The organism is Streptomyces sp. NPDC047869 (assembly GCF_040704065.1).
GTDB lineage: Bacteria > Actinomycetota > Actinomycetes > Streptomycetales > Streptomycetaceae > Streptomyces.
The window spans coordinates 95,541-105,749 of sequence record NZ_JBEYRK010000031.1; the positions used below are offsets into that span (position 1 = coordinate 95,541).

Genomic DNA, 10,209 nt, shown 5'->3' on the forward strand with positions numbered 1-10,209 from the left:
TGCGGGCCTCGCTGCCGGGCGCTTCCCGGCACTTGTCAGCCTAGTCGCGTGCGGGCGGGACGGCAGATCCGTGCCGCGTACCGGGTCCCGTCCCGGGCCGGGCGCCGACTCCGGGAGGCGCGCGGGGGCGTCGACTCCGCGCGCGGGATGCCGACTTCGGAGGGGTGCGGGGCGTCGACCAGCCGCGCCGGATGCTCCGCGCGTGGGCGTCAGCTCCGGGCCGCGAGCACCGCGTCCGGGGTGAGGGCGCGGCGGATCAGGGCGTGCGCGGTGTCGACGAGGCGCTGGTGCCGGTCCCGGGAGTAGGCGCGCAGCAGGCCGTGGGCCTCGGCCAGGGGGAGGCCGGCCGTTTCGGCGATCATCCCGGTGGCCATGCTCACCGCCGCGCGGCCGGCCAGCGCGGCCTGGACGCTGCTGGCGACGTCGGTGGGCCGCAGCGGATCCGGGGTCCAGTTGACGAGCGCGACGGCCGACACGTCCGCGAGCGCCTGGGCCAGGTCCAGTTCGAGCGGGGCCAGCCCGCCCGGCTCGCGCAGCAGCAGGTTGACGGCGCCGACGGTCTGCCCGTGGACGCGCAACGGCAGCGCGTGGGCCGCGCGGAAGCCGCTGTGCAGGGCGAACGGGACGACCTGGGGCCAGCGGTCGGTGTCGGCGGCGAGATCCCGGGCGTCGACGCGGTGGCCCTCACGGAAACAGTCCAGGCACGGTCCCTCGTCCGTCTGCAGCTCGAAAAGCTCCAGGAAACCGGCCTGGTCGTCGGTGACCGCGAGCGTGCGCAGGTCGCCGCGGGCGGTGACGGCCATGATGCCGACCGCGTCGGCGCCGCTGATCTCCACACAGTGCTGTGCCAGCCGGTCCACGAGCACGACGGGGTCGATGTCGTCGGCGAAGGAGTCGGCCAGTCCGACGAGCGCCTCGGCGAGCTGCTGTTCCCGGCTCATGACCGGTCACCGTCCCTTCCCTGCTCGTCGTCGCGGTCGTCCGGCTCCGGCTGGAAGCGGAGTCGGCGGGCCAGGACGTCCCGGGCCACCTGGCTGACCGTAAGGCCTTCGGCGAAGGCGCGGGCGCGCATCCGGTCCAGGGCCTGCTCGGGGTCCAGGTCGATCTGCACCATCACCATGCCGACCGCCTGGTAGACCTCGGTGTGGTCGGCCTCCGAGGCCTCCACCCAGGACGCTACCCCTTCCTCCACCGCATCATCGGTGTCGTCGTAGGCGGGCTGCACGCTCATCAGGGCGTACGTGACCGCGTCGCGCACCCACAGCGCCGTGCGCAGGTCGGGTTCGGACAGCCCGCCCGCCTCGTCGCAGTACAGATCGAGGGTGCCGACAGCGGCGCCGCTGACCCCCAGGGGCAGCGAGAACACCGCAAGCACACCGAGCCCGGCCGCCTCGTGCGCGAAGACCGGCCAGCGCCGGACGTCACGCCCGTCGGTCAGATCGGCGGCGATCACGGGCGCGCCCTGCTCCAGGGCGGTCTGGCAGGGCCCGTCGCCCAGGGTGTACTGAAGCTCGGCGAGCCGTGCCGCGACCCGGTCACTGGCGCACCAGGTCATCTGGATCCCGCGGCCGCCGGATATCGACACGGAGGCACCGGTCACCGGCAGCAGCCGCACACACGCCGCGCACAGCGCCTCCGGCATCCGCTGCGGGTCGTGCCGCACCTCGCGGGCGGCGGCGGCCAGCGCGTCACTGACGTGCATTCGGCCCCTCACATCGGGCGGCATACCACCGTCCGGCTGCTCGGGCTGCTCGGGCTGCATGGTCATCACCCCCGTCGGGCCAAGCGGTCAGCAGACATGATCCCTCAGTATCCCGTCCCCGGGTCGCTGTCCGGGTTCGCTACACGGGCCGAGTTCCCAGCCTGCGGGAAGTAGCACGGGAAATCGGGACGGCCGCTGCCCGCGGCCCGAAGGCCGCCCACCGGTGGATCACCGGTCCGCGGACGCCGCCACGACTCCGTAGGTGACCAGGCCGTAGGCGAGGTGCGGGACCACGTCCGAGGCCCAGTCCGCCGCGGACCACGTCCGTGGATCACTGACCCCGAGGCCGGCGATCGGAGCGTCCGCCGCCGCCATCGCCAGGGCCCCGGTGAGCGGCCCGCCCAGCCACACCGGTACGCGCGCACCCGCCCGGTGAGCGAGCGCCACGGCCACACCGGCCGCGACCCCCACGGCGATGCCCGACAGCGCCCCCAGCCCGGTCAGCCGGCTCTCCCGCCCCTCCGACTCCGGGACCGGATGCCCCAGGCCCGAGCTGACCTTGTCCACCACGGTCTCCGGGGTGCCGCTGGAAGGCCGCCCCCGCAGCGCCATGTCGGCGTACGTCACGGCGTTCAGGGCGGTGGTACCGGCAGCCCCCGCGGCACACCCCCACACGATGCTTCGGAACATGCCGCTACAGGTTTCCAGAACCCCCGCGGCCGAATCACCGCCGGGCTCACGGTCACCGAAGCGGGTCAAGCGTCGGGCGCCAGGCGTCCGGTAGGGAGCGCGGGCCCCGGGTCAGTGTGCGGAATCCTTCGCGCGGGCGTCCGCGGTCGTCCGTACCGGGGCGGATGTCACCAGCAGTGCGGCGAAGACGAGTGGCGCCACCGTCTGGTACCCCACCCACACCTCTCCCCCGGCGCCGCTGCCCCGCCAAGCCAGCAGAAGGCCGGCGAGCGCCGTCAGCGTCCAGCAGCTGTCGTAACCGATCATGAGCCGCGTGTACGTGCGCAGCGAGCGGCTGCGCACGAACCTGATCTCGATCCCGCCGCCGATGAGCAGGACCACGCCGGAGGTGATCATCAGCCAGGTTGCCACGCCGAGCAGATCACCGAGCCGGGTCGCGCCGATGACGAAGGCCGCGCCGATCAGCACCTTGAAGATGCCGTCGGCGACGACCCCCACCATCCGGTAGGTCGCCGCCGTCGCGGTGGCCTGGGTCTGGGCCTGGGTCACGAGCGTTCCTTCCTGCTGCCTGGTCCTGCCTCGGAATGCGTAACTCGATTACTAGAATAATGAGGTTATGAGAATGACGAGAGCGGAAACGAAGGACCGCAACCGCCGCGCCCTGCTGGAGGCCGCGTTCGAGGCCGTCTCCCGAGACGGGCACCGCGCCCGGCTCGAGGACATCGCCGCTCGGGCCGGCCTGACCACCGGCGCCGTCTACTCCCTCTTCGGCAGCAAGAACGGCCTGGTGGTCGCCCTGGTCACCGACCATCTGCGGCCGCACTACGAAGAGATCGAGCAGGCCGTTCCCGCCGGGCTGGATCTCCTGGAAGCGGTCGACGCCCTCGCCCGGCACTTCCGGCGCACCTGTGACGCCTCCGAAGCGTCGGCCGCCCTGTCACTGCAGATCACCCTGCTGGACATGGCCCTGCACGACCCGGAGCTCGGATCCAGGCTCGCCGCCTCCGTCCAGGCGCAGGAGAGCCACCTGGTCGCGCTGTTCGCCGGGAGGCCGCACAGGGGAAGCCTCGTGACGCCGGATCAGGCGCGGCGCCTGGCCGTGGCCCTCCGGGCACTGTTCACCGGCCTCACCCAGGGCGTCACCCTCGGCCTCACCCCCGGCGCCGACGAACAGTACTTCGCCGACGCCGCCCGAGCGCTGACATCCGGGATGGCCTTCGCCGGCGAGGATGCCGACGCGTCCGAGGCGTGCGCTGCCGGGTGACCGGCCGTACGCCCCCGCGTATGCGCACCGGGGGCTTCGGCACCGGACGTCAGGCGCCGACTGCGTCCGGCTCCGTGAGGCACGCCACACCCGAAACCCGCACAACCCCCCGCCCTTCCGGAAGGTCTGGGTCGGCGGTGGCGAGACGCCGTCTTCCCACCGCCGACCCGAAACGAAGGAAGGCATGACCCGAGCCACTCGTGCGTCCGCCCTCGCCGCGACCACCGTCCTCGCGACGACCGGAGCCCTGCTCACGTGCACGTCCGCCGCCGGTGCCGCCACGGCGACCGTTACCTGTAAGTCGCCCGTCTTCAAAAGGCAGTTCTACGCGAACACGACCTTCTCCGGCACACCGAAGAAGACCGACTGCGACTCGAGGATCGATCAGAACTGGGGCACCGGCGCCCCCGTCGCCGGGCTGCCCGGCAACTACTTCGGCGTGCGCTGGACGGTCACCCGGGACTTCGGCTCCGGCGGCCCGTTCTCGATCCCCGTCGCGACCCGCGACGGCCTGCGCGTGTACCTCGACGGCACGCGCAAGGTCGACATCTGGAAGAACGTCTCGACGACCCAGACGAAGACCGTCGACATCACCATCCCGTCCGGGACGCACACCCTCCGCTTCGACTTCGTCAACTGGACGGGCTCCGCGAACGTCAAGGCGGACTACCTGCCCCGCACGTCCGCCACCGTCGACAAGGTCAAGCCCCTCGTGCCCACCGGCACCTCCCTCACGTACGACTCGTCGCGCCGGGCCAACTTCGGCTGGACGGCCAACAAGGAGATGGACCTAGCGGGCTACCGCGTGTACCGCCGGCTCCAGGGCACCTCGTACGGCACCAAGCCGCTGGCCACGACGACCTCCACCTCGTACACGGACACCACGCTGCCGAAGAACGGCGCGGTCTACTACTACGAGGTCCGCGCCTACGACAAGGCGGGCAACGAGTCCGCGGGTACGGCGGACAAGTCCGTCACCACCGTCGACGAGAGCGCTCCCGCGGCACCGAAGGGGGTCGAGGACGCCTGGAAGCCCGACTACTCCGAGAAGGTCGGCCTCTCCTGGTACGGGAACACCGAGGCGGACCTCGCCGGGTACAACGTGTACCGCTCCACCACCGGCAGGCCGGTCGCGCTCACCGCGGCGAACCGGCTGAACGGCGACAAGCCGCTCAGCGGCGCCTGGTACGAGCAGCCGCTGCCGCAGACCGGGGACACGTACTACTACGTCGTCACGGCGGTCGACACGCACGGCAACGAGTCGGCGGCTTCCGGCACGGCGGAGTTCTACACGCGGGACAAGACGGGTCCCGTGAACACCGCGTACAACGCGACGGCGGTCGAGGACGAGCGCGGGGTCAGGCTCACCTGGGACAAGTCGGAGGCCACCAGCGAGGACTTCGTCGGGTACACGGTCCTGCGCTACGACAAGCCGCGCGCGGAGAGCGGGCGCAAGGTCGTGGAGGTCGCCAAGGGCATCCAGGGCACGTCCTTCACGGAGGCGGCCCCGCCGCCGGGCGCCACCTACTACTACACGGTCGTGGCCGTGGACGGCGCGGGGAACGGGGGCACCCCCTCTGTCGAGATGCCGGTCGCCGTCGCGGGGAACAGCACCCCGCCGCCCCCGGTGACGGGCATGACCGCCACCGCCCGGGAGAACGGCGTCTCGCTGAGCTGGGACGCCAGTGACGACCCCGGTCTCGACCACTACCTCATCACGCGGGGCACCCTCGTCGACGGCGAGTGGGTCTACAAGCCGCTCATCGACGGCTGGACCCTCAAGCCCGAGGAGTTCACGGAGACCCACCACCTCGACCGTACGGTCGCCGACGGCGAGCAGGTCCGCTACAGCGTCGTCGCCGTCGACCAGTACGGCAACCAGCTCACCCCCGAGACCGGCGCCTCCGTCCAGGACGTCACCGAGCTCGACCTGCGCCCCGACGCCGACGCCGGCCCGGCCGTGGGCGACAACCCGCTCGGCCACCTCAACGGTGACGTGTACGGCTCGGTCCGCTGGTGGCTGGGCAGCGACACGGGCGCCAACGGCAGCAAGGTGACCGGCTTCGCCGTCTACCGCTGGAACCGGTCGACCCACGTCTTCGACAAGGTCGACGTCCAGACGCGCGGTGACAGCACCGGCTGGTCGTACGCGGACACCACCATGCCCAAGGGCACGACCACGTACTACCGCGTGACCGCCACCCTCGCCGACGGCACGGAGACGGCCGCCCGCGAGACGGCGATCGCCTCGGTGGACTAGCTCCCGCCAGGGGATGCGATGAAGGCGCCCGGCCGGAGCTCCCGGCCGGGCGCCTCATTGGTCTGCGCCCGCGGCCGTCGGCTACGGCTTCCGTCCGCTGCGCGCCTGCGCCTGGGTGGTGCCCCTGCCGGCCGTCGGGTCGATCGCGACGCCCTGCCGGCCGGTGTGCGTGGTGCTAAGCCGCCTTGCGCCGCGCCGGACGTACGGCCGGGGCCGGCTCCTGCACGTCTTCGAACAGCAAGGTTTCGTCATCCCCGAAGTCGGGGGCCTGGAAGGGGTTGGTCGCCGGAGGCGGCGATACCGCGGCGGAGCGGCTGGGTTGCCCTTCCAGGGCGGAGAACAGCGACGTCATGTCGATCGGAGAACTCTCTCTCGGTGCAGGCCCCTATCGGAACCTGGTTGTGCCGTGACCGGGCACAGCGGTCCTACAGCTTGGTCATCTTGGCGTACGGGCTCAAGATCCGCATCTGCGACGAGCCGAAGTCGACGAGCACCGCGACTCCGTCCTCGATGCCGACCACTCGGCCGAGGCCATACATGTCGTGCGTGACCTGATCGCCCACGGCGAAGTACTTGGGAGCCGGTGTGACCGGGGCCTTGAACGGGCTGGTGGGCAGATGGCGCTTCGGCGCAGCAGGCTTGGTCATGGCTCAGTATGCGCCTTCGTTCGGCCTGATTGCTGTGGCCGTCGGCACAGATCCACAAGGGAGCGCCCACTTCAGGTCGCTGACCTGCGGTTTCTAAACCTGCCGAGCCGAAACTGGGCCGCGGCCCCACTTCGCCGGCTCCGGATGACGCCCGCGTCGGGCACGGCGAGGAATCGCCGACGTCAGTCCAGCCGAAACAACGGGCAGCGCCAGAGTGGGTACTGCCGCCGACGGGCCGGCATCGTCCGACTGGTGATCAGCTCCGCTGAGATCTGATTCAGGAGATCCGGGCGCAAGGTGAGTCCGTTCCCGTCTTCATCTATGCGGGTCCGCATGCAGTGTCTCGGAAAGGCAGACGGCCTGGCTTCAGGCCCCGGTGGCGAAACTTTGGACATCTGCTGGGCTGCTGCTCTCCAATCGCTGGACGGGCTCTCGACATGGGCTTCCTAGGGTCGTTCCCGTCCCCCGGTGGTCCGGTTCCCGGATCACCGATCCCCGGAGTCTGGAGGCAGCTCATGCGCGCCTTGCCCCGTCGTGCCCTCCTCGCCGCACCCGCCGCCGTGCTGATGTTCGCCCTCGCCGCCTGTGGTGGTGGCGGTTCCGACGACAGCTCCGGCGGTTCGAAGTCGGACACCCAGCAGGCCGCCCAGAGCACGGGAGGTGCCGATGCGGCGGGAGAGGCCGCCGGGGACACCGACGACAAGAAGGAACCGCCGCTGACGGGCGATGTGAAGCAGAAGGCGGAGGCGGCGGCCGTCGCCGCGTACCCGGGCACGGTGGTGAAGTCCGAGGAGGACACGGAGAAGCCCGGCATGTACGCGGTGGAGGTGAAGAAGGAGGACGGCACCTCGGTCGAGGTGTACCTGGACAAGTCCTTCAAGGTCACCGGCACCAAGCGGGAAGGTACCGAGGAGAAGGAGAACGACGGCTGAGACGCGCGGTTCCACCGGCCGGAAGGGAGACAACTGGTGCCGAACAAGCGGTGACGAGCACGAGGAGGAGCGGGGACGCGAGGACGACGACCACGCCGACGACTGACTTCCCACGGCCGGCGATCGTCACCACCTCGCTCCCGCCGCCCGGCCGGTCCAACATCCCGTGCCGATCGGCCGGGCGGAAACACCCTCGCCCTCGCCATCCTCCGTGCCCCTCCGGTCCCAGGCGGCTTCTCGTGAACACTCCAACTCCCCTGGCACAGCTGTGCGAGCCTTGCGCCATGCGGCTCCTGCTCATCGAAGACGACGACCGAATCGCCGGCCCGCTCACCGAAGGGCTCGGGCGGTACGGCTTCACCGTGGACCATGTCCGCACCGGTGCCGCCGGACTCGTCGGCGCCGAGGGCTCACCCGACCTGGTCCTGCTCGACCTCGGTCTGCCCGACATGGACGGCCTGGACGTCTGCCGCAGCCTGCGCGCCCGCTCCGCCGTACCGATCATCATGATCACCGCGCGGGGAGAGGAAGCCGACCGCGTCGTCGGCCTGGAACTGGGCGCCGACGACTACCTCGCCAAGCCCTTCGGCGTACGGGAGCTGGTGGCCCGCATCCGAGCGGTCACCCGGCGCACCCAGGGCGTACTGTCCCTCCTCGCGCCGACCCGCCAGGCAGCACCCGAGGCTCCCGGACCGCAGCTGCTCGGCTCCCTGGAGCTCAACCGCCGCACCCGCCAGGTCCGCCTGGACGGCACGGCGATCGCGCTCACGCCGCGCGAGTTCGACCTGCTCGCCTACCTCGCCGAGGACCCCGGAACGGTCTGCTCGCGGCAGCAGATCATGGACACGGTGTGGGACCCCCATTTCTTCGGCCCCACCAAGACCCTCGACGCGCACGTCGCCGCGTTGCGCCGCAAGCTCGGCGACCCGGCCTGGATCACCACGGCTCGCGGTGTCGGCTTCCGCCTCACCGTCCCCGGCACCGATGGGGAACCCGGGGCGGCCGGATGACCCGACGTCTGCTGCTCAGCTACCTCGCTCTGGCAATCCTCGTCCTGGCCGGGCTGGAGCTCCCGCTCGGCTGGATCTACGCACGCGCGGAGATCTCCCGCGCCTCCCAGGGCGTGGAGCGCGACGCCTCGATGCTCGCCGAGGTCACCGAGGAGAACATCGAGGAGGGCAACCTGGACGCCCTGCCCGATGTCGTGGGCGACTACGCCACCCGCACCGGCGGCCGCGTCGTCGTCACCGACCGGCAGGGCATCGTCCTGGCCGACTCCGACCCGTCCGGCCGCACGGGAATCAGCCTCGCCGTCGAGCCGGACATCGCCCGAGCCCTGCGCAACCAGCCGACGGTGGCCACCGGCGACGAGGCGCTGTCAGCCACGATGCCCGGTTCTTCCGGAACCACCATCCGGGGTGCCCTGCGCCTGACCTACCCCATGGCCGAGGTCAACGCCCGGGTGCACCGCCTCTGGGGCGCCCTCGCCCTGGCTGGAGCCTGCATCCTGGCCGCTGTGGCGCTGGCCGCCTTCACCCTCGCCCGTTGGATCACCCGCCCCTTGCGCACCCTGGAGGCCGCAACCGCCCAGCTGGCCGAAGGCCGGCTCACCGAGCCTCCCGACACCACCACGGGGCCACCCGAACTCCGCAGTCTCGCCGCCTCCTTCACCCACACAGCGACCCGCCTGCAACAACTCCTCAAGGCCCAGCAGGCGTTCGCCTCCGAAGCCTCCCACCAGCTGAAGACCCCGCTGACCGCACTGCGCTTGCGCCTGGAGAACTTCGAGCCCTACCTAGCCCCCCGTGCGCACGGCAGCCTGGAGGAGGCCATCGGCGAGGTGGAACGCCTCAGCCGCATGGTGCAGGGCCTGCTCGCCCTGGCCCGCCTGGAGAACAGCGCCACCACCCCGGAACCGGTCGTCCTCGACACCGTCATCGCCGACCGAGTCGCCGTATGGGAATCGCTCGCCGCCGAGCAATACGTCACGCTCGCCGTGACCGGCACCCGCACCGGCCGGGTGTGGGCACTCCCAGGGGCCCTGGAGCAGGTCATCGACAACCTGGTCGCCAACGCGCTGCGCGTCTCCCCGCCCGGCACGACCGTCACGCTCCACCGCGCGCCCGGCGCCGAACTCCACATCATCGACCAGGGCCCCGGCATGACCGAGGCCGATCGCGCCCGCGCCTTCGACCGCTTCTGGCGAGCCGCCGGCTCCCACCACGACGGAACCGGCCTCGGCCTGCCCATCGTCCGCCACCTCGTCCAGGCTTCCGGCGGCAACATCACCCTGCACTCGGCTCCAGGCACCGGCCTGGACGCCGCCGTGCGACTGCGCCCGGTGGCGGACGGCCTTCCACGCGACTCGAGCGGCCACCCTCGACCCGGACCGGCCTCGGTGACAGTGCCTTGATCGCGGCCTCGGAAAGCCCCCTCCCGGCGGCGAACCCGCGGGCAGGGGGGGTTTACTCGTGGGCGCTTACCTCTTCTCGCCCTGGGTCTGGCGGGCCTGGCTTCTTGCCCGGGCCAGCAGGACACCGACCCCCGCTGACCTGCGGTCGGGCGGTCATGGTCCCGGCCGTTGATGCTCCTATTGCTGTCAAGCGGCTTGGAGCCAGGCGCGGTAGGCGTGGGCGAGGTCGTCGTCCCTGCTGAGTCCTCGTTCGAGTCTGGAGATGGTGGTCGGCCAGACTCCGAAGTGCTGGGCGACGGCG

11 protein-coding genes are annotated in these 10,209 nt (G+C 71.4%); 5 read left to right on the top strand and 6 right to left on the bottom strand.

The genetic code is table 11. The annotated features are described in order from the left end of the window. Nucleotides 1–209 precede the first annotated feature (209 nt). The 4 genes from AB0924_RS30775 to AB0924_RS30790 form a co-directional block, all read right to left on the bottom strand. Nucleotides 210–941, bottom strand: coding sequence for a GAF and ANTAR domain-containing protein (locus tag AB0924_RS30775; protein ID WP_366913109.1), 732 nt, complete (start codon nt 939–941; stop codon nt 210–212). Beyond that, complete coding sequence (locus tag AB0924_RS30780; protein ID WP_366913110.1) at nt 938–1,702, bottom strand: GAF and ANTAR domain-containing protein; 765 nt, start codon at nt 1,700–1,702, stop codon at nt 938–940. The genes AB0924_RS30775 and AB0924_RS30780 overlap by 4 nt, the downstream gene beginning before the upstream one ends. Before the next feature lie 228 nt (nt 1,703–1,930). Continuing rightward, entirely contained in the window at nt 1,931–2,392 is a 462-nt protein-coding gene (locus AB0924_RS30785) for a hypothetical protein (RefSeq protein WP_366913111.1), read from the bottom strand. 111 nt (nt 2,393–2,503) lie between these two features. Then, nucleotides 2,504–2,893 carry a hypothetical protein gene (locus tag AB0924_RS30790; protein WP_366913121.1) on the bottom strand — a complete coding sequence of 130 codons (390 nt, stop codon included), beginning with the start codon at nt 2,891–2,893 and terminating at the stop codon, nt 2,504–2,506. 121 nt (nt 2,894–3,014) lie between these two features. On the opposite strand from AB0924_RS30790, the gene AB0924_RS30795 reads away from it, so the two are divergent. Together AB0924_RS30795 and AB0924_RS30800 are read left to right on the top strand one after the other, a co-directional pair. Beyond that, the gene (locus AB0924_RS30795) at nt 3,015–3,656 is read left to right on the top strand and encodes a TetR family transcriptional regulator (protein WP_366913113.1); all 642 of its coding nucleotides are present in this window, start codon (nt 3,015–3,017) and stop codon (nt 3,654–3,656) included. A gap of 184 nt (nt 3,657–3,840) precedes the next feature. Further along, the gene (locus tag AB0924_RS30800) at nt 3,841–5,916 is read left to right on the top strand and encodes a PA14 domain-containing protein (RefSeq protein WP_366913114.1); all 2,076 of its coding nucleotides are present in this window, start codon (nt 3,841–3,843) and stop codon (nt 5,914–5,916) included. A 175-nt stretch (nt 5,917–6,091) separates the two neighbouring features. Here AB0924_RS30800 and AB0924_RS30805 read toward each other — a convergent pair whose 3' ends face one another. Continuing rightward, nucleotides 6,092–6,268 (bottom strand): hypothetical protein, encoded by a 177-nt coding sequence (locus AB0924_RS30805; RefSeq protein ID WP_358930609.1) that lies wholly within the window; start codon nt 6,266–6,268, stop codon nt 6,092–6,094. Between the two features lie 73 nt (nt 6,269–6,341). Then, entirely contained in the window at nt 6,342–6,563 is a 222-nt protein-coding gene (locus AB0924_RS30810; protein ID WP_358930607.1) for a CarD family transcriptional regulator, read from the bottom strand. Nucleotides 6,564–7,078: 515 nt separating this feature from the next. Between AB0924_RS30810 and AB0924_RS30815 the strand changes: the two genes are divergently transcribed. From AB0924_RS30815 to AB0924_RS30825, 3 genes are all read left to right on the top strand, one after another. Beyond that, the gene (locus AB0924_RS30815) at nt 7,079–7,495 is read left to right on the top strand and encodes a peptidase (RefSeq protein ID WP_366913115.1); all 417 of its coding nucleotides are present in this window, start codon (nt 7,079–7,081) and stop codon (nt 7,493–7,495) included. Nucleotides 7,496–7,779: 284 nt separating this feature from the next. Continuing rightward, the gene (locus AB0924_RS30820) at nt 7,780–8,505 is read left to right on the top strand and encodes a response regulator transcription factor (protein WP_366913116.1); all 726 of its coding nucleotides are present in this window, start codon (nt 7,780–7,782) and stop codon (nt 8,503–8,505) included. Next, nucleotides 8,502–9,908 (top strand): HAMP domain-containing sensor histidine kinase, encoded by a 1,407-nt coding sequence (locus tag AB0924_RS30825; protein WP_366913117.1) that lies wholly within the window; start codon nt 8,502–8,504, stop codon nt 9,906–9,908. Before AB0924_RS30820 ends, AB0924_RS30825 begins: the two co-directional genes overlap by 4 nt. Nucleotides 9,909–10,209 lie beyond the last annotated feature (301 nt).

Bases quoted from the DNA above. Each gene is read 5' to 3' on its own strand.
- AB0924_RS30775 (WP_366913109.1), bottom strand. From the start codon at position 941: ATGAGCCGGGAACAGCAGCTCGCCGAGGCGCTCGTCGGACTGGCCGAC.
- AB0924_RS30780 (WP_366913110.1), bottom strand. From the start codon at position 1,702: ATGCACGTCAGTGACGCGCTGGCCGCCGCCGCCCGCGAGGTGCGGCAC.
- AB0924_RS30785 (WP_366913111.1), bottom strand. From the start codon at position 2,392: ATGTTCCGAAGCATCGTGTGGGGGTGTGCCGCGGGGGCTGCCGGTACC.
- AB0924_RS30790 (WP_366913121.1), bottom strand. From the start codon at position 2,893: ATGGTGGGGGTCGTCGCCGACGGCATCTTCAAGGTGCTGATCGGCGCG.
- AB0924_RS30795 (WP_366913113.1), top strand. From the start codon at position 3,015: ATGACGAGAGCGGAAACGAAGGACCGCAACCGCCGCGCCCTGCTGGAG.
- AB0924_RS30800 (WP_366913114.1), top strand. From the start codon at position 3,841: ATGACCCGAGCCACTCGTGCGTCCGCCCTCGCCGCGACCACCGTCCTC.
- AB0924_RS30805 (WP_358930609.1), bottom strand. From the start codon at position 6,268: ATGACGTCGCTGTTCTCCGCCCTGGAAGGGCAACCCAGCCGCTCCGCC.
- AB0924_RS30810 (WP_358930607.1), bottom strand. From the start codon at position 6,563: ATGACCAAGCCTGCTGCGCCGAAGCGCCATCTGCCCACCAGCCCGTTC.
- AB0924_RS30815 (WP_366913115.1), top strand. From the start codon at position 7,079: ATGCGCGCCTTGCCCCGTCGTGCCCTCCTCGCCGCACCCGCCGCCGTG.
- AB0924_RS30820 (WP_366913116.1), top strand. From the start codon at position 7,780: ATGCGGCTCCTGCTCATCGAAGACGACGACCGAATCGCCGGCCCGCTC.
- AB0924_RS30825 (WP_366913117.1), top strand. From the start codon at position 8,502: ATGACCCGACGTCTGCTGCTCAGCTACCTCGCTCTGGCAATCCTCGTC.